General features: G+C 72.5%; 17 protein-coding genes. 9 read left to right on the top strand and 8 right to left on the bottom strand.

Features of this window, described 5'->3' with window-relative positions:
- Positions 1-213 precede the first annotated feature (213 nt).
- Positions 214-867, top strand: a complete 654-nt coding sequence (locus tag B7C62_16430; GenBank protein ID ARF77203.1) for a DNA-binding response regulator — start codon at positions 214-216, stop codon at positions 865-867.
- Positions 864-2,159 (top strand): two-component sensor histidine kinase, encoded by a 1,296-nt coding sequence (locus tag B7C62_16425; GenBank protein ARF73671.1) that lies wholly within the window; start codon positions 864-866, stop codon positions 2,157-2,159. The genes B7C62_16430 and B7C62_16425 overlap by 4 nt, the downstream gene beginning before the upstream one ends.
- On the opposite strand, the gene B7C62_16420 is transcribed toward B7C62_16425, so the two are convergent.
- Positions 2,093-3,784 carry a hypothetical protein gene (locus B7C62_16420; protein ARF73670.1) on the bottom strand — a complete coding sequence of 564 codons (1,692 nt, stop codon included), beginning with the start codon at positions 3,782-3,784 and terminating at the stop codon, positions 2,093-2,095. The two genes, B7C62_16425 and B7C62_16420, sit on opposite strands and share 67 nt — an antisense overlap.
- 292 nt (positions 3,785-4,076) lie before the next feature.
- Here B7C62_16420 and B7C62_16415 point away from each other — a divergent pair, with 292 nt between their 5' ends.
- Together B7C62_16415 and B7C62_16410 are read left to right on the top strand one after the other, a co-directional pair.
- Positions 4,077-6,146 carry a phosphatase gene (locus tag B7C62_16415; protein ID ARF73669.1) on the top strand — a complete coding sequence of 690 codons (2,070 nt, stop codon included), beginning with the start codon at positions 4,077-4,079 and terminating at the stop codon, positions 6,144-6,146.
- A 71-nt stretch (positions 6,147-6,217) separates the two neighbouring features.
- Positions 6,218-6,619 (top strand): RNA-binding protein, encoded by a 402-nt coding sequence (locus B7C62_16410; protein ARF73668.1) that lies wholly within the window; start codon positions 6,218-6,220, stop codon positions 6,617-6,619.
- Between the two features lie 171 nt (positions 6,620-6,790).
- On the opposite strand, the gene B7C62_16405 is transcribed toward B7C62_16410, so the two are convergent.
- Positions 6,791-7,660 (bottom strand): hypothetical protein, encoded by an 870-nt coding sequence (locus B7C62_16405; protein ID ARF73667.1) that lies wholly within the window; start codon positions 7,658-7,660, stop codon positions 6,791-6,793.
- 131 nt (positions 7,661-7,791) lie between these two features.
- Between B7C62_16405 and B7C62_16400 the strand changes: the two genes are divergently transcribed.
- The 4 genes from B7C62_16400 (at position 7,792) to B7C62_16385 (ending at position 10,874) form a co-directional block, all read left to right on the top strand.
- Positions 7,792-8,199, top strand: a complete 408-nt coding sequence (locus B7C62_16400) for a hypothetical protein (protein ID ARF73666.1) — start codon at positions 7,792-7,794, stop codon at positions 8,197-8,199.
- 170 nt (positions 8,200-8,369) lie between these two features.
- Positions 8,370-8,960: an NADPH-dependent FMN reductase gene (locus B7C62_16395; GenBank protein ARF77202.1), complete on the top strand. Its 591-nt coding sequence runs from the start codon at positions 8,370-8,372 to the stop codon at positions 8,958-8,960.
- A gap of 88 nt (positions 8,961-9,048) precedes the next feature.
- Positions 9,049-10,020, top strand: coding sequence for a daunorubicin/doxorubicin resistance ABC transporter ATP-binding protein DrrA (locus tag B7C62_16390; protein ARF73665.1), 972 nt, complete (start codon positions 9,049-9,051; stop codon positions 10,018-10,020).
- The gene (locus B7C62_16385) at positions 10,017-10,874 is read left to right on the top strand and encodes an ABC transporter (protein ARF73664.1); all 858 of its coding nucleotides are present in this window, start codon (positions 10,017-10,019) and stop codon (positions 10,872-10,874) included. Before B7C62_16390 ends, B7C62_16385 begins: the two co-directional genes overlap by 4 nt.
- 210 nt (positions 10,875-11,084) lie before the next feature.
- Here the strand turns inward: B7C62_16385 and B7C62_16380 are convergent, their stop codons facing one another.
- From B7C62_16380 to B7C62_16360, 5 genes are all read right to left on the bottom strand, one after another.
- Positions 11,085-14,507: an ATPase gene (locus B7C62_16380; protein ARF73663.1), complete on the bottom strand. Its 3,423-nt coding sequence runs from the start codon at positions 14,505-14,507 to the stop codon at positions 11,085-11,087.
- A gap of 82 nt (positions 14,508-14,589) precedes the next feature.
- Positions 14,590-15,012, bottom strand: coding sequence for a universal stress protein UspA (locus B7C62_16375; GenBank protein ARF73662.1), 423 nt, complete (start codon positions 15,010-15,012; stop codon positions 14,590-14,592).
- Between the two features lie 115 nt (positions 15,013-15,127).
- A complete protein-coding gene (locus tag B7C62_16370) occupies positions 15,128-15,817 on the bottom strand; it encodes an oxidoreductase (GenBank protein ARF73661.1) in 690 nt (229 codons plus the stop codon).
- A gap of 5 nt (positions 15,818-15,822) precedes the next feature.
- A complete protein-coding gene (locus B7C62_16365; protein ARF73660.1) occupies positions 15,823-16,914 on the bottom strand; it encodes a 5,10-methylene tetrahydromethanopterin reductase in 1,092 nt (363 codons plus the stop codon).
- Between the two features lie 163 nt (positions 16,915-17,077).
- Entirely contained in the window at positions 17,078-18,928 is a 1,851-nt protein-coding gene (locus B7C62_16360) for an alkyl/aryl-sulfatase (protein ID ARF73659.1), read from the bottom strand.
- A 591-nt stretch (positions 18,929-19,519) separates the two neighbouring features.
- Between B7C62_16360 and B7C62_16355 the strand changes: the two genes are divergently transcribed.
- Positions 19,520-20,587, top strand: a complete 1,068-nt coding sequence (locus B7C62_16355; GenBank protein ID ARF73658.1) for a tryptophan--tRNA ligase — start codon at positions 19,520-19,522, stop codon at positions 20,585-20,587.
- 25 nt (positions 20,588-20,612) lie between these two features.
- Here the strand turns inward: B7C62_16355 and B7C62_16350 are convergent, their stop codons facing one another.
- On the bottom strand, positions 20,613-22,670 hold the full coding sequence (locus tag B7C62_16350; protein ARF73657.1) for a potassium transporter TrkA: 2,058 nt from the start codon (positions 22,668-22,670) through the stop codon (positions 20,613-20,615).
- Positions 22,671-22,690 lie beyond the last annotated feature (20 nt).

The following is a 22,690-nucleotide window of genomic DNA, read 5'->3' as shown; positions in this document are numbered from 1 at the left end:
CCAAGATCCACTCACCTCGATAAGCGGGGGCCGGGTGTGCGGGCGGCGGGGCGCCCCGGTGGAGAGCTCCGTCTGGAGAGCCCTGTGTGACAGCCCTGTGCGAGAGCTCAGCGTGGAGAGCTTTGCGAAACACCCCCTCCCGTAATCGTTCGCGTAGGAAAGACGCATCCTGGGAGGGAGCGGACAAGCGTGCACGAGGCAGGGGACATCACCATGCGGGTACTGGTCGCCGAGGACGAGGAGATTCTCGCGGAGCTGGTCGCCACCGGGCTGCGCCGGGCCGGTTTCGCGGTCGACACGGTCTACAGCGGGGACGCGGCGCTGGCCTACCTCGGGCTGTACGACTACGACGTCGTCGTTCTCGACCGCGACCTCCCCCGTGTGCACGGCGACGACGTGGCCCGCAGGCTGGTCGCCTCCGGCTCCCGCACCAGAATCCTGATGCTGACCGCCTCCGGCACCATGGAGGACCGCGTCGCCGGGCTCGACCTCGGCGCCGACGATTACGTCAGCAAACCGTTCGAGTTCCCCGAGCTGGTCTCCCGGGTCCGCGCCCTGCGTCGGCGCAGCGCCAGACCCGTACCGCCCCAGCTGGAGCGGCACGGCATCCGGCTCGACACCGTACGGCGCTCCGCGCTCCGCGACGGCCGGGACCTGGATCTGTCGCCCAAGGAGTTCACCGTGCTCCAGCTGCTCCTGGAGGCGGACGGCGGCACGGTCAGCGCGGAGGAGCTGCTGGAGCGGGCCTGGGACGCCAACGCCGACCCGTTCACCGGCGCCGTACGCGTCTGCATGAGCAAACTCCGCGCCAAGCTCGGCGAGCCCGCGCTGATCCGTACGGTGCAGGGCGTCGGGTACGCCCTGTGAGGCGGCCGTCCTGGCCGCGGCGGCTGGTGGCCGCGGCGAAGCTGCCGCACTCCACGATCCGCACCCGGATCGCCCTCGTGTACGGCGGCGTCTTCCTGATCCTCGGTACCGCGCTGCTCGCCACCGTCAACGTGGCCTCCCGGGCCGGTACGGACTCCGAGGCGCGGGCCATCGCGTCGTCCGCCGTCGTCGTCCTTCCCCCCGGGTACCCCGTCGAGGGCCCGTTCGTCGCCCGCAGTTCGGCCGGGGCGCCCACCGTCTTCGAGCTGACCGACGACGTCAGCGACGCGGCGAGCAAGCAGCACATGTACTGGTCGATCGCCGCGCTCCTGGTGATGACGGCGGGCGCGGTCGGGGTGGGCTGGTGGATCGCGGGCCGGGTGCTGCGGCCCGTGCACGCGATGACGGCGAAGGCACGCAGCCTCTCGGAGCGGACGCTGCACGAGCGGATCGCCTCCAGCGGGCCGGACGACGAGCTGAAGGAGCTGGGCGAGACGCTGGACGCGCTGCTGGCCCGGCTGGAGAAGGCGTTCGACAGTCAGCGCAGGTTCATCGCCAACGCCTCGCACGAGCTGCGGACCCCGCTCGCCACCCAGCGCGCGGCGATCCAGGTGGGCCTGGACGACCCGACCCCCGAGGACCTCGTCCGTACCCGGCAGACGCTGCTGGACACCAACCGGCGCAGCGAGCGGCTCATAGAAGGGCTCCTCGTGCTGGCCCGCAGCGAGCGGGGGCTGGCCGCCGACGAGCGCGAGGACGTCCGGTTCGACCGGGTGGTGCGGGAGGAGACGGCCCGGCATCCGGTGGTGAAGCCGCTCGCCGAGCCGCCGTCGGGGGAGGGGACGGGGGCGGTGCGGCGTACGACGGTGAACGTCGAGGTGGCGGCCTGCCCGGTGCGCGGCAACCCGCTGCTGCTCTCCCAGCTGGTGTCGAACCTGCTGGCCAACGCGGTGACGTACAACGTGCCGGGCGGTTCGGTGGACATCTCGCTGACCGGCGACGGCGCCCTGGTGGTGCGCAACACCGGGCCGGTGGTCACCGAGGCCGATATCGCGGGGTTCTTCGAGCCGTTCCGGCGGGGCGAGGGGCGTGACCGGATGGGCCCGGGATCGGGCCTCGGGCTGTCGATCGTGCGGTCCATCGCGGTGGCCCACGGCGGTACGGCCACGGCGGTACCGGGCCCGGAGGGCGGCGGTCTCGCCGTGACCGTACGGCTGCCGGTCGATCAGGCCCCGGAACGGGCCTCGCGCGCGGCGATCCAGGCGGGCAGCCCGGCGAGGATCTCCCGGTAGAGCTCGGCGTCCGCGATCTCGCGCGGGGCCGGACCCGCGTGGAAGAAGGCGGCGTTGGGGGCGTCCAGCTTCCGCAGGAAGTCGAAGCCCTTCGCGTCCTGCTCGCCGAAGGCGACGAACTGGAAGAACAGCGGCAGCCGGGCCGCCTCCGCGAGCGCCTGGCGGGCGAGCTGCTTGGCGTCCGGCGGGCCGTCCGTCTGGAAGATCACCAGAGCCGGTCCGGCGCCTTCCGCCTTCTCGTAGTCCGCCACGATCTCCTCGATCGCGCGGTGGTAGTTCGTCCGGCCCAGGCGGCCCAGCCCCGCGTTCAGCTCGTCGACGCGGCCCTCGTGGGCGGCCAGCTCGATCGTCCCGGTGCCGTCGATGTCGGTCGAGAAGAAGACGACGGACACGGTGGCGTCGGTGTCCAGGTGGGCGGCGAGCGCGGCGGTGCGGTCGCCCAGGTGCTGGGCGCTGCCGTCCTTGTAGAACGGCCGCATGGAGCCCGAGCGGTCGAGCACCAGGTAGACCCGGGCGCGGAGCCCGGTCAGCCCGTGCGCCTTGAGCGCCGCCTGCGCCGCCTTGTACGGGGCGACGAGCTGGGGCGCCTTCGAGGTGACCCGGGCGAGGGGGGTGGCGGGCTTGGGGGCGGGGGTGGCCTTGGCGGGGGTGTCGACTGCGACCGGGACGTCCGGGGCTTCCGGGACGTCCAGGGCTTCCGGGGCTTCCGGAGTGGCGGGGGTGTCGGCTGAGGCCGGGGGTTCCGGGGTGGTCGGGGCCGCAGGGGTCTCGGCGGCTGCAGGGGGCTCCGTGGCCTCTGGGGTCTGCGGGGCGGCGGAGGCTTCGGGGGCCTTCGGGGCCTCGGTGGCCTTGGGGGCCTTGGGGGGTTCCGGGGTGGCCTCCGGCGCGGGTGCCGCCTGAGCCTCCGTTTCCGGCTCCGCTGTCACTGCTGCGGCTGCGGCCTCCGGCGCGGTCTCCGGCTCGGTCTCCGCGACGACCGCCGTGACGGGCTCGGCTTCCGGTTCGGGCGTCGGCTTCGGCTCCGGTGCGGGCTCCGGGTCGAGATCGAGGTCGATCGTGATGGGGTTGGGCTCCGCCGTCTGCTCCTCAGCCTTTACGGGCTCGGCGACGGGCTTTACGGGCTCCTCCGCCGCGACGGGCTCGACGACCGGCTCCGCCACGGGCTCGGAAACGGCCTCCGCGACCGGCTCGGTGACGGCCTCTGCGACGGGCTCGGTGACAGTCTCCGTGGTCGGCTCGGTCTTCGCCTCCGCCTCCGGGGCCGTCTTCGCCTCCGCGTCCGGGCCCGCGTTCTGGGCGGGGACGGTCGGGGACGGGGCCGTCGGGGCGGTGGCCTTGTCGAAGGCCGCCGCCACCAGGTCCGCCGCACCGGCGTCGCCTTCGGCGGCGTCCTTGGCGTCGGCGGCCCCGGTGGCGGGCGATGCGGGCGAGGAGGTGGGCGAGGAGGGCGAAGCCGGGGCCGGGATCGACGCCTTCGGCTCCGTCTCGGTCCCGGCGCCCGAAGTGGCCTCAGGCTCCGCCTCCGTGGACGGGGTGCGCTCGGCCTGGGACGGGACGGTGGCCGTGGCCGACTCGTCCTGCTCCGTGCGGCCGAACACCTTACGCAGCAAGCTCCGAATGCCCATGGGCGAGCCTTTCGCATGAGTTGGGTGCGGTGAATGTCCGACCTGGGCGATTTCATCCCTGGCCAGGACGGATACGTAAGGTTAGCGGCCAGATCCGGCCGTTCGCCGGTCCGGCCCACCCCTGTGCCGACCGGGCCGAAACCGACCCCCGGCCGGGCCCGGAGACATGTCCACCGCAGGGCCCAAGGGAACAGCGGTGGCCGGGACTTCACCCGCCGTTCACCGGGAGTCCCTCGGACCGGGTGGGGGCGCACCTACCGTCACGCACGACACACCGACGGAGGGAATCCACGTGCGTAACCTGCTGCCGCTCATCAGCTCCCACCCGGGCGGGCGTTCCTCGCTGACCTGCCGTTACCGCTGCGGGGACGCCTGCTTCAAGGAGGTCCCGAACACCAGCGACAACGCGTACGCGGGCGACATCATCGCCGGTGCGGTATCGCGTCGTTCGATGATGCGCGCAGCCGCCGTCGTGACGGTCGCGGCGGCGGCCGGAACCGCCGCGCTGACCGGCCCCGGCGCCCCGCAGGCGGAGGCCGTCGCGCTCGCCGGGCACGGCCACAAACCGGGCCCGCCCCACAAACCGGCCCCGTCCGGCGCCCGGGGCCTGCGGTTCTCCCCGGTCGCGCCCAACAAGAACGACAAGGTCACCGTCCCCGACGGGTACGGCCAGAACGTGGTGATCCGCTGGGGCGAGCCGATCCTGCGCGGGGCGCCCGCCTTCAACCCGGAGAAGCAGACCGCCAAGGCGCAGGCGGGCCAGTTCGGTTACAACAACGACTTCCTCTCGCTCCTCCCGCTCCGCGGTGAGCGCGGCCGTCAGGTCCTGGTCGCCAACCACGAGTACACGGACGAGAACCTCATGTTCCGCGGCTACGATCCGGCCAACCCCACGCGCGAGCAGGTGGAGATCGCCTGGGCGGCGCACGGACTCTCCGTGGTCGTCGTCCAGGAGGAGCACCGCACCGGGAAGCTGGGCCTGGTCAGCCGTCACCCGCTGAACCGCCGGCTCACCGCCACGAGTGAATTCCGGGTCACCGGACCGGCCGCCGGAAGTCCTCTGCTCCGTACGTCCGCCGACCGGACCGGCCGCAAGGTGCTCGGCACCCTCAACAACTGTGCGGGCGGCACGACTCCGTGGGGCACGACGCTGCACGGCGAGGAGAACTTCAACCAGTACTTCGCCAACGGCACCACCGACCTGCACAAGCGGTACGGGATCGGCACCGGCGCCACCGAGCGCAAGTGGGAGCGGTTCGACCGGCGGTTCGACCTGGCGAAGGAGCCCAACGAGGCCAATCGCTTCGGCTGGGTCGTCGAACTCGACCCGTACGACCCGGACTCCGTCCCGCGCAAGCGCACCGCGCTGGGCCGCTTCAAGCACGAGGCGGCCGAGCCCCGGCTGACCTCGGACGGCCGCCCGGTTGTCTACATGGGCGACGACGAGAGGTTCGACTACCTCTACAAGTTCGTCTCCAGCAAGCGGATGAAGAAGGGCAACTCGCGCGCTGCCCGCGAGCACAACCTGACGCTGCTGGACGAGGGCACGCTGTACGTCGCGAAGCTGACCGGCGACTCGCCTGCCGCCGAGATCGACGGCACCGGAAAGCTGCCCTCCGACGGCGAGTTCGACGGCAGCGGCGTCTGGATTCCGCTGGCCACCGGCACCACCTCGCACGTCCCCGGCATGACCGCCGACGAGGTGTACGTCTACACGCGGCTGGCCGGTGACAAGGTCGGCGCCACCAAGATGGACCGGCCCGAGGACGTCGAGCCCTCGCCGCGCACCGGCCGGGTGTACGTGGCGCTCACCAACAACTCGGACCGGGGCAAGGCGGGCAAGCCGGGGGCGGACGAGGCCAACCCGCGCAACGGCAACAAGCACGGGCAGATCCTGGAGCTGGCGGAGAACTGGGACGACCCGACGAGCGACGGTTTCGCCTGGCGGCTCTTCCTCGTCGCGGGCGACCCGAACGACCCGTCGACGTACTTCGCCGGTTTCCCCAAGGAGAAGGTCAGTCCCATCTCCTGCCCGGACAACGTGGCGTTCGACGCCCACGGCAACCTGTGGATCTCGACCGACGGCAACCAGCTCGGTTCGCACGACGGCCTCTTCGGCGTCGCGACCCACGGCGACCGGCGCGGTGAGCTGAAGCAGTTCCTGACCGTCCCGACCGGTGCGGAGACCTGCGGTCCGGTCATCCAGGACCGCCGTGTCCTGGTGGCCGTCCAGCACCCGGGCGAGGTCGACGGGGCCTCGGTGGAGAAGCCGGCGAGCACCTGGCCCGACGGTCCCGGGAAGATCGTCCGCCCCTCCGTCGTCGCTGTCTGGCGCAAGGACGGACGCGATATCGGCGTGTGAGCCCCGGGGCGGGAGGCGGGGAGGGGTTATTGCCTCCCGCCTCCCGCCCGGTCAGGACTAGAGTCGGGGGCATGGGTTCCGGGGACGCGCCGCAGGCGGAGGGAAGCGTCCGGGTCGACGTGTGGATCTGGTCGGTCCGGTTGACGAAGACCCGTGCCCAGGCGGCCGCCGCCTGCCGGGCCGGTCATGTGAAGGTCGGCGGGGACCGGGCGAAGCCCGCCCAGTCCGTCCGCGTCGGTGACGAGGTACGGCTCCGGCACGCGGGGCGGGACCGGGTGGTCGTCGTCTCGAAGATCGTGAAGAAGCGGGTCGGCCCGCCGGTGGCGGCCGAGTGCTTCATCGACAACAGCCCGCCTCCGCCGCCGCGTGAGCTGGCGATCCAGGTGCCGGTACGGGACCGGGGCACGGGCCGCCCGACCAAGCGCGACCGCCGCGAGATGGAACGCCTCCAGGGACGCCCACCGGAGCTCTGATCGGCCTGGGACTCCGGGCCGCCCGGGGCTCTGAGCCGGTCGGCGGTCACCCGTGCGGGGGCGGGTTCTGTCCCGGTGTTTCACGTGAAACATCCGTACGGGCGGTGCCGGGCGTTCTGTCCGGCCGTACGCCCTCCGATCACCTCCGCCCAGCCGTACGCCGCCCTCCGGTCACCCCCGCCGGGCCTTCCGGCGTCCCAGCAGCACCCGGGCCACCACCGCCCCCACCAGCAGCACCGCGCCGACCACCAGCACCACCCACACCGTGGTCCGCAGCGAGGCGGTCAGGGCGTCGACCACCGCTGCCGCCGCGTCCCGGTCGCTGCCGGGCACCTCGTCCAGCACCCGGCCGCGGCCCACCGCCACCAGGACGCGCAGCACGATCGCCCCGAGCACGAACCCGGCGCCGACGGCCGTCGTGGCGGTCAGGGCGGCCCGGAGCCCTCCCCGTACCGTCGCGATGCCGACCACCAGCACCAGGAGGACGAGGGTGGCGACGGCCGGCCAGATGCTGCAGTACCGCAGCCAGTGGAACGAGTCCCTGAGAGCGTCCGCCCGGTCCGCGCCGATCACCGTGATCTCCGTCCGCTGGACGGGGATCTGATCCGCGAACGGCACCCCCTGGCGCACCAGATCCTGCTTGACCTGATCGATCACCGGCCCCAGATCGATGGTCACCTCCTCGCCGCTGTCGCCGTCCAGCGCGGCGGTCACGGCCTGGTGGGCGGTCCGGTTCGCGGTGTCCCAGGCGGTGCGGAAGGTCTCGGTGGTGGTGAACGAGCGGACGGTCTCGTGCAGGAAGTCCCGGACCGTGTCCTGGAGCGGGCCGAGGTCGATCTGCCGCATCGCCTCGTCGGTGACCAGATCCGCGACGGTGCTCCGCACCGCCGGGTCGGAGGAGAGCGGGGAGACGGCGGCGACGTACCGGTCCGTGTCGTCGATCTCCAGGTCGACCCAGGCGGAGAGCGCGCTGAACGGCACCAGGGCGGTGAGCAGGACGAGCAGGACGGCCGAGAGGGTCACTGAGAGAGAGGTCCGCACACCCTCCAGGGAATCGCGTACGGGGCCGGACCGCTCCGGGCCGTACGCCGTTCGAGTTGCCGGGCCGCGCGGGCGGGTGTGCTCTGGAGGAACGGGGGCGAGCGACGGGGTGACGGAAGGAGCTGTCCGCGATGGTCACACACGCAGCCATGCCCGGCCGGAAGGGGGCCCGCGCGCACGCACGGCCCCGCCGCCACACTCCGCTCGCCTGGGCACTGCCTCTGGTGCTCGGCGTCATCTACGGGTTCTACGCCGCGTTCATCCGCCGCGACGGCGGGCCCAGCACCGGCGGGCAGGTCGCGCTCGGCCTGATCTCCGGAGCGGCACTGGCTGCCCTCTGCTTCGCGCTGGGCCGTGTCCAGCGGTCCCTGTCGCACGGGCCGCGGGCGGTGGCGTACGGAGCGCTGACCGCCTGCGCGATCGGTTTCCTGGTGAGCCTCACGGACACCAGCGTGCTGCGGTCGACCGCGCTGGGCCTGGCGGTCGGCGTGGGTGTCTTCCTGGCCACGTTCTACTTCTTCTACGCGCGGGAGCCCTGACCCCGGAGCGGGTCGCGAGGATCGCTCCAGCCATGCGTTCCGGCCGTGGGCGCGGCTGCCAGATCGGATCTGGCAGCCGCGCCCCGACGTCTGGCGCCCAAGAGGTGAGGGAGCCGGAGAGGAAGCGGGAGGAGGAGCGGGCGATGACGTACGAGAGGGAGACCGGGACGATCGGGGAGGCCGGGAACGGGGCCGGGGCGAGCGGGGACCCGCTGCGGGTCGCGGTGATCATCGGGAGTACGCGCGAGGGGCGCATCGGTGACGCGGTCGCCCGCTGGTTCGTGGAGCGGGCTCGGGTACGGGGCGAGCTCGATCTGGCGGTGCTGGACCTCGCGGAGTTCGACTTCCCCGTGCACTACCCGGAGCGGGCGACGGAGCAGATGACGGAGTTCGCCGAGGCGATCGGGAAGGCCGAGGCTTTCGTCGTCGTCACCCCGGAGTACAACCGTTCCTTTCCGGCCTCCCTCAAACAGGCCATCGACTTCGCGTACGAGGAGTGGCAGACCAAGCCCGTCGGCTTCGTGAGCTACGGTCACGGCTCGTCCGGGCTGTACGCGGTGGAGCAGCTGCGTTCGGTCTTCACGGAGCTGCACACGGTGACCCTGCGCAACGGGGTCGCGCTCGACTTCCTGCACACGCCGCTGGAGGACCACGCCGGGGCCTGCGCGCGGGACCGGGCGGTGCGGCTGATGCTCGACCAGCTCGGCTGGTGGGGCTGGGCCCTGCGCGAGGCGCGGGCGGTCCGCCCCTATGTCTCCTGATGCCTCCGGATGTCTCTCCTGATGCCGGGCCCGGCCCGCACCCACCACCCCCGACGCCCATCGACGACGACGTACAAGGAATGGATTCATGAGTACTGAACTGGCCATCGAGACCACGGGGCTGGTGAAGGTCTTCGGCGAGAACCGCGCGGTGGACGGCGTCGACCTCGCCGTCCCGACCGGCACCGTCTACGGGGTCCTCGGACCCAACGGCGCCGGGAAGACCACCACGGTGCGGATGCTCGCCACGCTGCTGCGCCCGGACGGCGGCTCCGCCCGTGTGTTCGGCAAGGACGTGGTGAAGGAGGCCGACGCGGTCCGTACCCGGGTCAGTCTCACCGGGCAGTACGCCTCGGTGGACGAGGACCTGACCGGCAGTGAGAACCTCATCCTGCTCGCCCGGCTCCTCGGGCACTCCAAGCCTGCGGCCCGCGACCGGGCGGCCCAGCTGCTCGAAGGGTTCGGGCTGACCGAGGCGGCGGGCAAGCAGGTGAAGAACTACTCGGGAGGCATGCGGCGCCGTATCGACATCGCCGCCTCCATCCTCAACACCCCCGATCTGCTCTTCCTGGACGAGCCGACCACCGGACTCGACCCGCGCAGCCGCAACCAGGTCTGGGACATCGTGCGCGCGGTCGTCGCGCACGGCACCACGGTCCTGCTGACCACGCAGTATCTGGACGAGGCCGACCAACTGGCCTCCCGGATCGCCGTGATCGACCACGGCCGGGTGATCGCCGAGGGCACCAAGGGCGAGCTCAAGGCATCCGTCGGCTCCGGCACCGTCCATCTGCGGCTGCGCGACGCCGACCAGCGTCCCGATGCCGAGCGGGTGCTCTCCCTCGCGCTGGACGCCGCGGTCCAGCTGGACGCGGACCCGGTGGCGCTGACCGCCCGGATCGACGCGCACGGCTCCGACCGGGGCGCGGCGGAACAGGCGGCACGGGCCCTGGCCGAGCTGGCCCGGTCCGGCATCACGGTCGACAACTTCTCGCTGGGACAGCCCAGCCTCGACGAGGTCTTCCTCGCCCTCACGGACAAGAAGGGAGTGGCGGCATGAGCACCGCGACCACCAAGACGGAGCTGGACGACGTCGTTCTCGCCGCACCGGACAAGGAGCGGCTCTCCGCTCTCCTGGTCGGCCTGGACCGGCCGTCGAGGCCCAGCGCGCTGTCGGCCTCCCTCACCTTCGGCTGGCGCGCCATGCTGAAGATCAAGCACGTGCCGGAACAGCTCTTCGATGTGACGGCTTTCCCGATCATGCTGGTCCTGATGTACACGTACCTCTTCGGAGGGGCGCTGGCCGGCTCCACGCAGGAGTACATCCAGTTCCTGCTGCCCGGCATCCTGGTGATGAGCGTCATCATGATCACGATGTACACGGGTGTCTCGGTCAACACCGACATCACCAAGGGCGTCTTCGACCGGTTCCGTACGCTGCCGATCTGGCGGCCCGCGCCGATGGTCGGCTATCTCCTCGGCGATGTCCTGCGCTATGTGCTGGCCTCGGTGGTGATGCTCACCGTCGGCATGATCATCGGCTTCCGTCCGGGCGGCGGGGTGCTCGGGGTGCTGGCCGGGGTCGCCCTGCTGCTGGTGTTCTCGTTCGCGTTCTCGTGGATCTGGACCATGTTCGGGCTGCTGCTGCGCACGGAGAAGTCCGTGATGGGCGTCAGCATGATGGTGATCTTCCCGCTGACGTTCCTCAGCAATGTCTTCGTCGACCCGCAGACGATGCCGGGCTGGCTCCAGGCGTTCGTGAACAACAGCCCCATCACCCACCTGGCCACGGCGGTCCGCGAGTTGATGGCGGGCAACTGGCCGGCGGCCGATCTCGCCTGGTCGCTGGGGTGGGCCGGAGTGATCATGGTGGTCTTCGGGTTCGTGACGATGCGGCTCTACAACCGGAAGTGACCAGCTGGGAGTGACCAGCCGGAAGGGAGGCGGGGCGACACCTGCCCCGCCTCACAGGCCGCCGCCCGCTGTGCCGGGCGGCGGCCCGGTGCGTTGTGGGCCGGGCCGCCCCGGGCCTGCCGGTCCGGTGGCCACGTCCGGGGCCTGCCGGTCCGGTGCTACGTGCGGGGCCTGCCGGTCCGGTCCTGCGGGGGCACAGCTCCTACGGGGTCACAGCCGCCACTCCGGAGTGCGGTCGGGGCGGTAGGCGCAGGTGGTGCCGGTCGTCACGGACTGCCGCAGGTGCGCCGCCAGTTCGGGGTGGAGGGAGTCCAGCTTGCGCAGGGTGTCGCGGATGCGGGCGGTGACCGTCTTGCGGGCCCGCTCGGTCTGGTCGCCCAGACGGCGGGTCCGGCCGCCGAGCCCCGCCGCCGTGCGCAGCTGGTCGAGGAGGGCCTGCCGCTCCCGGTCGTACGCCTCGACCTGGCGGGTGTCGTCCCGTGCCGCCGCGCGGTCTATCTCGGCGTCCAGCCGGTCCAGATGGTCCTTGTACCGGCGCTTGGCCTCCTCGTCGAGCACCGGGTCGCCGCCCAGCTGTCCGGCGGCCACGACCGCACGGCCGCCTTCGGGGGCGAGCAGTTCGACGGCCGGGACGTCGGTCCCGGGCAGCCCCAGCAGGCTGTGCAGGTCCCGCAGCCCCTTGGCGTCCGGGACATGCACGGTCCGCCCGTCCCAGCGCAGCTGCCACACCGGCCCGTCACGACGGAACTCGGCGGCAGCCGGGGCGGGGCCGGGGGAGGCGGGAGCGGGAGTTGCGCCAGCGGCGGGAGCGGTGCCCGTGACGGTGGGGGGTGCGGGCTCCGGAGCGGTGGTCCCGTGGTCCGTGGGCGGCCGGGGCGTGCGGAGGGCGGCCGCTTCGGAGGCCAGATGGCGCAGCCCCAGCTCGGCCGCCTCCCGCTCCCCCTCGGCCAGGAGCAGGCGAGCCCGGTCCGGGTCGCCCGGCTCCGCGCGGGCGAGCAGGGAGCGGGCCAGGTGGAGCCGGGCGCGTACGGCCCAGGGGCGGGCGCCGAGGCGGTCCGCCGATGCGGCGGCCTCGGTGAGCGTGGCCACCGCCGTGTCCCGGTCGTCGCGGGCGGCGGCGAGCATGCCGAGCCAGAGGTCGACGGGGCCGCCGATGTCGCACCCGTACAGCGAGACGACCCACTGGCCCGTGTAGGGGGTGAGCTCGTCCTCCGCGCGGGCGATGAGCCGCCGGTCGCCGGTGGCCGCGGCGGTCTGGGCCAGCAGCCGGAGCCAGAGCGGCATGAACGCCCGGGGGTAGGGGGCCGGGCGGTCCGACTGCTCGGCGATCAGACGGAGGGCCGGGGCCGCGTCGCCCTGTTCCACGGCGGTGAGCGCCTCCAGCAGCCCGGGGTGCGGATGCCGGTTGCCCGGCAGCGTGGTGAGGATCTTCTCGGCCTCCGCGAAGTGCCCCCGGAGCAGATGCAGGGACCAGCGCAGATGGCACGCCATGAAGCTGAACGACTCGTGGTCGTTGCCCTCCATGGCCTCGTCCTGGAGCGCCTCCGCCGCCTCGGCGAACCGGCCCTGGAGGGAGGCGATCAGGCTGCTGTCGACGGTGATGGCCAGGGCGAACCGGGGGAGATCCGAGCGCTCGGCGACCCGGACGAAGACGTGGTACTGGTCGATGAAGCCCGGGTCGCCCAGCTCCAGCAGGGCGACCCAGCGCATGGACGTGGCGTGCAGCTCCATGTCCAGGTTCCGGGTGCGCCGGCCGAGGACGGCCATCTCGTCGGTCAGCCCCAGCCGTTCCACCGCCGAGCCGAGTCCCCATACGGAGTCGTGGCGTGCCCAGAGGGAGAAGGCGAGGGCCTCGTCGTCCGAGCCGTTGCGGGCCAGCGCCATGATGTGGATGGCCAGCTCCTGGGCGAGCCGGTCGGCGGAGAGGCTGTCCTGCCCGTCCTCTCCGGTGATCCTGCGGTGGACCTCGCCCAGGAACGTCACCGTGAACGGGCCACCGCCGCCCAGGACGCGCTGGCGGTACAGGGTGATCGCCACCCGGGCCAGCAGCTCGGGCTCGTCCAGCTCCCGCGCCAGATCCACCGCCCGGTCCAGCAGGCGGTCCCCCTCGGCGATCTCCCCGGCGTGCCGCAGCAGTTCGCCCAGGTCGAGGCAGATCAGCACGATCCGGCGGTGATCGGGGAGCGGCACGGCCCGCACCGGAGCGTCCTTCCCCGAAGCGTCCTGCGCCGAAGCGCCGCCCGTCACCTCGGCCGACCCCGGACCGCCCGTCTCCCCGGCCGACCCCGGACCGCCCGTCTCCGGACCCTCCTCCCCCGACGCCACCGCGAGGGCCCGGCGGTAGTGGCCGATGGCCTCCTCGTCGGCCAGCCGCCCCCCGGCGTCCTCGGCGGCGGCGAGCAGCAGGTCGATCCGGCGGTCGCGCTCCAGCTCTGCCCCGGCCAGGTGGGCGTGGCGGGCGAGGTCCCCGGGCCGCACCGCGTCGTCGAGCCCGCCGTGCGCGTCCAGCGCCCGTACGGCATCGGCATGGCGGCGGCGGGTGTCGGCGTCGCCGAGGGAGGCGTACAGCGTCTCGCGCAGCAGGTCGTGGGCGAAGGCGTAGCTCCCGGAGGGGTGCGGGACCACCAGCCGGGCGACGATCGCCGACTCCAGCAGCCGCTCCACCTGGGGGACCGGGGAGCCGTGCACCACGGCCAGCACCTGACGGCGGAACTCCCGGCCCAGCACGGCGGCGGTGGTCAGCAGCGAGACGACCGCGTCCGGCAGCAGGCGCAGCCGCTGCCGGACCGCCTCCCGCACCCCCGGCGGGATGGTGGACACGGGGCTGCCGCTGTGCCAGAGCCGGGCCGTCTGCTCGACGAAGAACGGGTTGCCGCCGGTGCGCCGGTGGACCTCGTCCACCAGGTGCGGCGCGGGCTCACGGCCCGTCGTCACGGCCATCAGCGCACCCACCTCGTCGCGGCCCAGGCCGGTCAGCGTGAGGGTGACGGAGGCGCGGGAGACGAGGGGCAGGATCAGCTGCTGGAGCGGGTGCCCGGGGGCCTCCACCTCTACGTCCCGGTAGGTGCCCACCAGCAGCAGCCGCTCGAACCAGGCGTGCTGGGCGGCGAATTCGAGCAGCCGGAGCGAGGCCGGGTCGGCGCTGTGGAGGTCGTCCAGGACCACCACCAGCGGGCGGCTCTGCGAGACGGTGACCAGGGCGGTGGTCACCGCGTCGTACAGCCCGAACGCCTCCGCGCCGTCCGCGCCGGGCCCCGGCTCCGTACCGTCGGCGCCGTCCGGGCCGGGGCCCGCGCCGCCGCTCCCGGGGTCGCCGAGGAGGATGCCGAGCCGCCCGTCCGACGCCTCCTGGGCCGCCGCCCACTCCGCCGCCGTGGCGGAGCGGCGCAGCCCGCGCAGCACCTGCACCCAGGGCCAGTAGCCGGGGGTGCTGTCGGAGTCCCAGCAGGAACCGCCGACCACCAGCGCCCCGCGCCGCCGCGCCTCGTGCGCCGCGTCGGTGACGAGGGTGGTCTTCCCGATTCCGGCCTCGCCCGTCACCAGCACGAGACCGCCGTGGCTGTCCGTGGCCCGGACGATCTCCGAGCGGAGGACGCCTGCGGGATGGTCGCGCCCGAACAGAGCAGGGGTCATGACCACACGATAGGAGGCCCCACTGACAACGGCCCCTGCTTTTGCGGGGCACCCGGTCGGCGCACAGGGCGGGGAGGCTCCCTCAGCCGCGTACCACCGTCACCGGGCACGGCGCGTGCTGGGTGACGTGGAGGCTGACCGAGCCGAGCAGGGTCGCCTTGAAGCCGCTGCGGCCCCGGGCGCCCACGACGAGCAGGTTGGCGCCCCTGGCCCGGTCCAGCAGGGTCTGGGCGGGGTTGCCGATGACCACGATCTTGCTGACCGCGGCGGCCCCCTCCTCGCCCAGGGCCTCCTCCAGGGCCTCGTTGAGCGAGACGGACGCCAGCGCCTGCGGGTCGAAGTCCTCCGGCAGGCCCGGCATCATCGAGGCCCAGCTGGTCGCGGGGTACTCCCAGCTGTTGACGGCCTCCACGGTGTCGCCGGTCAGCTCGGCCTGGCGAACGGCCCAGTGCAGCGCCTTGATCGAAGGATCGGACCCGTCGACACCCACGACGATCCTGCCCATATCTGCCTCCAGCTCGTACGGCTCGGTACAGCGTCCGCCTTCACTGTAGTCAAACCGGACAATAGGGCTGGGGCAGGGCTACGGCAGGGGCGTGGTGGGAGGGGCCCGGATCGGCTCAGGCCGGGCGCAGGGCCGCGAGCTGCTGCTCGAAGGGGACGACCGCGTCCTCTCCTTCAGCCGCCGCCTCCTCCCCGTCGGCCGGGCCCGGTGCCCGGGAGGCCCCGGAGACCGTGCGGCCCAGCACCGCCGAGGCCAGCTCGCCGCCCGCGCGCCGGATGCGGGCGGGCAGCCCCTCGGTGTACGTGTCACCGGAGGAGCCCCAGTCCTCGGACGCGGCGTAGACGGACGTCGGTACGGTGACGGCCCGCAGGTAGGCGAAGAGCGGTCGCAGCGCGTGCTCCAGGACCAGCGAGTGCCGGGCCGTGCCGCCCGTCGCGGCGATCACGACGGGCTTGCCGGTCAGCGCGGTGTGGTCGACCAGGTCGAAGAACGACTTGAACAGTCCGCTGTACGAGGCGGTGAACACGGGCGTCACGGCGATCAGCCCGTCCGCCTCCGTCACCGCGTCGATCGCCTCCCGCAGCGCGGCCGGGGGAAACCCGCTGACCAGGTGGTTGGCGATGTCCACGGCGAGGTCGCGCAGCTCGATGACGCGAACCTCGACGTCCCTGTCGTTCCGGTCCTGGTCCGCCGCGAGGCGCTCCCGGGTGGCGGCGGCCAGCCGGTCGGCCAGCAGCCGGGTGGAGGATGGTTGGCTCAGCCCCGCCGAGACGGCGACGATGCGCAGGGGTGTGGTGGCGAACATGGGGGTCAGCCCTCCTTCCGGGAGGCCCGGGCGGCGGTCACCGCCGGGTGGACGGGTGCGGACTCCGGCACTCCGGCCGGCCGCAGGTTGGCGAACTCCTTGCGCAGGACGGGCACGACCTCCTCGCCGAGGATGTCGAGCTGCTCCAGGACCGTCTTCAGCGGGAGCCCCGCGTGGTCCATCAGGAACAGCTGCCGCTGGTAGTCGCCGACCGCGTCCCGGAACGTCAGCGTCCGCTCGATGACCTGCTGCGGGGAGCCCACGGTCAGCGGGGTCTCGCGGGTGAAGTCCTCCAGGGACGGGCCGTGGCCGTAGACCGGCGCGTTGTCGAAGTACGGGCGGAACTCCCGTACCGCGTCCTGCGAGTTCTTCCGCATGAACACCTGGCCGCCGAGCCCGACGATGGCCTGTTCGGCGGTGCCGTGACCGTAGTGGGCGTAACGGCGCCTATAGAGGGACACCATTTTCTTCGTGTGCTCCATTGGCCAGAAGATGTTGTTGTGGAAGAAGCCGTCACCGTAATAGGCGGCCTGTTCCGCGATCTCGGGGGAGCGGATGGAGCCGTGCCAGACGAACGGCGGGACGCCGTCCAGCGGGCGCGGGGTGGCGGTGAACGACTGCAACGGCGTACGGAACTTGCCCTCCCAGTCCACGACGTCCTCGCGCCACAGCTTGTGCAGCAGGGCGTAGTTCTCGATGGCCATCGGGATGCCCTGGCGGATGTCCTTGCCGAACCAGGGGTAGACCGGTCCGGTGTTGCCCCGGCCCATCATCAGGTCGACGCGGCCGTCGGCGAGGTGCTGGAGGGTGGCGTAGTCCTCGGCGATCTTCACCGGGTCGTTGGTGGTGATCAGGGTGGTGGACGTGGACAGGATCAGGTTCTCGGTGCGGGCCGCGAGGTAGCCGAGGGTCGTCGTCGGGGAGGACGGGACGAACGGCGGGTTGTGGTGCTCGCCGGTCGCGAAGACGTCCAGACCGACCTCCTCGGCCTTCTGCGCGATGGCCAGGGTCGCCTTGATCCGCTCGTTCTCGGTCGGCGTCCGGCCGGTGGTCGGGTCGGTGGTGACGTCTCCGACGGTGAAGATCCCGAACTGCATGGCGTCCGCCTCCTGAGGGTGGTGGGCAGGTGATCGCGGGGCATTTGATTGAACGTTGAACTACACCCTATAACGGGATGCCCCCGCGATCTGTTCCCCTGCCTCAGTCACCACCCTGACCAGCAACTTCACCGCTCACAGCGTCAGCCACGACAGCGAACGCTCACGGCGTCACGATCGGGAACGACGTGTCCGGTTCCGCGAGTACGGAGACGAGCTCACCGAGCAGCGACGCGTCCCCGCTCTGCTCGATCCCGGCCGTCCCCCCGCCCGCCAGGACGGAGAGCAGCTGCGGCTTGGTGAGGGTGAGCGTCAGCCCCGCCGGGCCCCAGGAGTCGGCCCCCGGGCCGGCGGTGCGGTGGGTGAGGGCACCGTTGCGCAGCGTGAGTCGGTGCCGGGAGGGGGGCGCCCCCGGTCCCGGTCCGGGCGGACCGTCGGTGATCACGAGGTCGATCGCCAGCTCCTTGTCCCAGGCGCGCGGCCCGTCGACCCGTACGGCGAGCGAGTCGATGAGCTGCTCCACGGTCAGCGCCATCGCCATCTCCGGGCTCGTGGTCTCCAGCGCGATGGTGCCCGCGCCCTCCTCCAGCTCCTTCGCGCCCATCAGGTAGAAGTTCCGCCAGGGCCCGTTCTCCGCGCCGTGGCCCAGCCTGCGGTAGACCCCGGCCAGCTCCGCGCGGGCCGTCGCGTTCGAGGCGTCGGCGAAGACGACATGGTTCAGCAGAGTCGCGGCGAACCGCAGGTCACCCGCCCCGGCGTAGTCGCGCGCCTTCGCGATCACGGCGTCGGCGCCGCCCATGCAGTCGACGTACCGCACGGCCGACTCCACCGGCGGGTGCTCCCACAGATACGCCGGGTTGCCGTCGAACCAGCCCAGGTAGCGCTGGTACACCGCCTTCACGTTGTGGCTGAGCGAGCCGTAGTAGCCGCGGACGTGCCAGCACTTCTCCAGCGCGGGCGGCAGCTCGATCGTCTCCGCGATCTCGGGCCCGGTCAGTCCGGCGTTGAGCAGGCGCAGGGTCTGGTCGTGGAGGTACGCGTACAGGTCGCGCTGGGTGAGCAGGAAGTCCCGTACGTTCTCCCGGCCCCAGGTGGGCCAGTGGTGTGACGCGAAGGCGACGTCCGTCGCGTCGCCGAACAGCTCGACGGCCTCGTCCAGATAGCGCGACCAGATCCGCGCGTCGCGCACGACGGCCCCGCGCAGGGTCACGATGTTGTGCATGGTGTGCGTGGCGTTCTCGGCCAGGCAGAGCGCGCGGTGGTCCGGGAAGAGGAAGTTCATCTCGGCCGGGGCCTCGGTGCCCGGGGTGAGCTGGAAGATGATCCGTACACCGTCGAGCACCTCCTCCTGGCCCGTGTGCGTGATGTCCGCGCTCGGCGGGATCAGCGTCACCGTGCCGGTGGAGGTGGTCATGCCGAGCCCGGCGCCGATCTGTCCGTCGGGAGCCTTCGGCAGGCTGTCGCCGTACATGTACATCGCCCGGCGCGTCATGGCGTTGCCCGCGTAGACGTTCTCGCTGACGGCGTGCTCCAGGAAGCCGGCGGGCGCGAGGACCGGGATGCCCGCTTCCGTGCCCGGGGGCAGCACTCCGCGCGCGCCGCCGAAGTGGTCGGCGTGCGAGTGGGTGTAGATCAGCGCGGTGACGGGCCGGTCGCCGCGGTGGCCCCGGTAGAGCGCCAGCGCGGCGGCGGCCGTCTCGGCCGAGATCAGGGGGTCGATGACGACGACCCCGCGTTCGCCCTCGACCAGGGTCATGTTCGCGATGTCGAGCCCGCGCACCTGGTAGATGCCCTCGGTGACCTCGTACAGCCCTTGCCGGGCGCAGAGCTGTGCCTGCCGCCAGAGGCTCGGGTGGGCGGTGTCGGGGCACTCGGCGTCGAGGAAGGCGTAACCGTCGTTGTCCCAGATCACCCGGCCGTCGTCCGCGGTGATCACGGCGGGGTCGAGGGCGGTGACGAAGCCACGGTCGGCGTTGGTGAAGTCGGTCGTGTCGTCGAACGGGAGGTTGTCCATGAAAGCTCAGTAGAGCGGAAGGCCGATAAGGGTGCATGTCGTACATTCCTCCTGTGCCGGTCCCGGTCAGGCGTACGCTGTCGGGGTCGCCTGCCTGATGGGCGACGGGCGGGAAGACAGCGGGTGAGGGAGAGGGCGGAGGGCATGAGCGAGAAGGACGGCGTCGGCGGCAACGACAGCGAGAGCTGGAAGGCGCGGGGCGTGGCTCTGCGCGTCTTCGTCTACGTCTTCGCGACCCACCTCTTCGCGGGTTTCATCTGGATTCTCTTCTACGTGGGCGGACACGCGGACAAGTAGAGGCCGCGCCCACCTCCGTACCGGCTGCCGACCACCGGCTAACGGTCTATTCACCCCGGCCCCGAGCCCATGGCCGCTACACTGACCGCATGACCTCCGTACCGTGCCGAAACTGGTGGCGCTCCTTCTGAGGAGCGGCCGCAGCAGCTGTCTGCACGGAACCCAGGGCCGTTCACCATGGACGGCCCTTTTCGCTGCCTTCTTTCAGGCGCGATGTACGGGAACGGGGGCACCGCAGACCCCCACCGCCCGGGCCGTCCTCCACGCACCACCACCCGCGAGGAGACCCCACCCATGAGCACCGCCACAGCCACCGCCCCCACCGCACCCGCCCCCGCCGAACTCCGCAGCGCCGAGCTGGAGCGCCGGATCGCCCAGGACCCCGGCGGCTTCCGGGTCCTCACCGGCGACCGCCCCACCGGCCCCCTCCACCTCGGCCACTACTTCGGCACCCTGCGCAACCGGGTCCGCCTCCAGGACCTCGGCGTGGACGTCTTCGTCCTGATCGCCGACTACCAGGTGCTCACCGACCGGGACACCGCCGAGCGGCTCCAGGAGTACACCGACGGGCTGCTCCTGGACTATCTGGCTCTCGGGATCGACCCCGCCCGGTCCACCGTCTTCAACCACAGCGCCGTCCCCGCGCTCAACCAGCTCCTGCTGCCCTTCCTCAGCCTCGTCTCCGTCGCGGAGCTGGGCCGCAACCCCACAGTGAAGGACGAGATCGCGCACTCCCGGCAGTCGGCGGTGAGCGGGCTGATGTACACCTACCCGGCCCACCAGGCGGCCGACATCCTCTTCTGCAAGGGCAACGTGGTCCCCGTGGGCCAGGACCAGCTGCCCCACCTCGAACTGACCCGGACGGTCGCCCGCCGCTTCAACGAGCGGTACGGGAACGTCTTCCCGGAACCGGACGCCCTGCTTTCCGCCGCACCCCTCCTCCTCGGTACCGACGGCACGAAGATGAGCAAGAGCCGTGCCAACTCCGTCCCCCTCGGCGCCACCGCCGACGAGACGGCCCGCCTGATCAGGGGCGCGACCACGGACGCCGACCGGCACATCACCTACGACCCCGACACCCGCCCCGGCGTCTCCTCGCTCGTCCTGCTCGCCGCCCTCTGCCTGGAGCGGGACCCGCACGAGGTCGCGGCGGAGATCGGCGACGGCGGCGCGGCCGCTCTCAAGCGGACGGTGACCGACGCCGTCAACGGCCACCTGGCCCCCTTCCGGGCCCGGCGGGCGGAGTACGCGGCGGACCTCACGTACGTACGGTCCGTCCTGCGCGCGGGCAACGAGCGGGCGAACGCGCTCGCGGAAGCGACCCTGGCGGAGGTGCGGGAGGCGATGGGCACGTTCCGGTAGCCCCCGCCGAGCTGCCCGAAGCCCCTCACTGCCCCGGCACCACCGACCGCTGCCGCCGCAGCAGTTCCGCCAGCCCCCGCCGGGTGGCCGCGATCACCACCCGGTCCTGGGCGCGCAGGACGTACCCGGGATGCAGGTCCCAGACCAGGCCGGAGGGCGGCGGAGTGCCGCCCTCCGGGGGGTACGGGGGCAGCGCCGCCAGGTCCGGGTTGCGGTCGGCGGGCGGGGTCGCGTCGATGGCCAGGACCCGCCATGCGCCCGCCCGGAACGCCTGCTCCACCGTGCGGCCCTCCAGCTGCGGATGTCCCTCCACCTCCAGGGCCGCGAAGAGCATCACCTTCCGCTCGACCGGGACCGCGCCCAGGATCTGACGGCCCATCATGGCAACCGCGAAGGAGGGCGCGGCCAGGTGCGATACGGACCGGGAGCGGGTCAGGGCCTGGGGGTGCGCGGTGCGCAGGGTGCGGTAGACGGCGGTGGCGAACTCGTCGTCGTACAGCCGCAGCGCCACCCTCAGGTCGGGCTTCACCGACCGTGCGTACAGCGTCGCCTCCAGGTTCGTCGTGTCGATGCTGGTGAGCGCGAGGAGGGCGTGGGCGCGGCGGATCTTGGCGGCTTCGAGGACGCCCTCCTGGGTGACGTCGCCGAGGACGGTCGGCACGTGCATGGAGCGGGCCAGCGGGATGCCCCGCGCCTCGGGGTCCTCCTCCACGACGACCACGGGGATGTCGAGTTCACGGAGGCGTACGAGGACCCGCGTACCGATCTTGCCGAGCCCCAGCAGCACCACGTGCCCCGACAGGCCGCGCGGCGGGCGGCGCAGCGAGGAGGCGGTGCGCAGGGTGCCGAACGCCTCCAGGACGGCGGCGATCAGCAGCGGGAGCAGGAGGATTCCGGCGACACCGGAGAAGATCTGGATGATCTTCCGGGCCGTCGAGCCGTCCTCCGAGGGGTCGTTCATGCTCAGCAGGTCGAGCAGGATGAGGTAGGCGGAGTGCAGCAGGGTGTCCTCGGTGGTGAGGACCGAGACGATCACCAGGGCGACCGCCGCCAGCGCGAACCCGAGGGCGGACCAGCGCAGTCGGCGGGAGAAGACCTGGGCGAGCGGGGCGCCCCTGCCGCCCATCCGGGTCGCGGGGCGGTCCGGGTCGGCGCGGCTGATGGCTTCCAGGACGACGGTGCCGCGCCCGGTCGCGGCGGCCACGGACCGGTCGTCCGGGAGGAGTTCGGGCCCCTCGTCGCCGCTGCTGTCCGAACCTTCGGCGCCCGCCGGGTCGTTGGTGGTGGAGGAGAGCAGGGCGAGGGTGCAGAGCCCGGGGTCGGCCCGCTCGCCGGGGCCGGGCGGCGGGCGTTCGGCGGCGCGCAGGAGCAGCCCCTCGGCCTGGATGACCTTGCTGCTGCCGGTCAGCGCGGTGGCGGCGAGGGCGGGGGCGGCGGTGTCGGCGTCGGAGAGGACGGTGGTGGAGGCGTCGAGCGCCGCCGGGTCGATACCGGGCATGGCGACGGCCGCCGCCTGGTCGAGCAGCTCCTCCAGGTGGAGCCCCAGCTTGCGGTTGTAGAGCCGGATGACCAGCCGCAGACGGGGGTTGAGGCGGCGGGCGGTCAGGGCGGCGCGGATGTTGCGCTCGTCGTCGTCGTAGACGAGCGCGAGGGCGGCGGCCCGGTCGACGCCCGCCTCCTCCAGTACGTCGTCGGAGGGCTCGGGCGCCTCCATGATCCGGACGGCCTCGACCCCGGCGTTGGTGTCGTTGCCGCCCCCGGTGCCGCCCGTGGAGCCGGTTCCGTTCCCCGCCGTGCGGTTCATGGCCGCCGACATCCGGCCGAACAGGGCTGCCGCGCGCCCCCGTTGGGTCAGCGGTGTCTCCGGGCTGTTGGCGTCACGGCCGGGCGGCAGGAGCAGGGTGACCCGTTCCCCGTATACGAAGCGCAGTTCGACGGCGAGCCGGCGCGCGAGCGCGTCGTCACCGCAGACGATCATGTGGCCGGAGGACGGCGGACGCCCTGGCTGCGGGCGTCCGGGCTGGGGGCGTCCGGTCGGCGGGCGTCCCGGTTGCTGAGGAAGTGGGGGCACGAAACCCAGCATGCCGTCATCCTTCCGGCTCG

The sequence above is a fragment of the Kitasatospora albolonga genome (assembly GCA_002082585.1).
Lineage (GTDB): Bacteria > Actinomycetota > Actinomycetes > Streptomycetales > Streptomycetaceae > Streptomyces > Streptomyces stephensoniae.
Note: the sequence above shows the minus strand (reverse complement) of the source record. Positions and strands in the feature narration are given on the sequence as shown.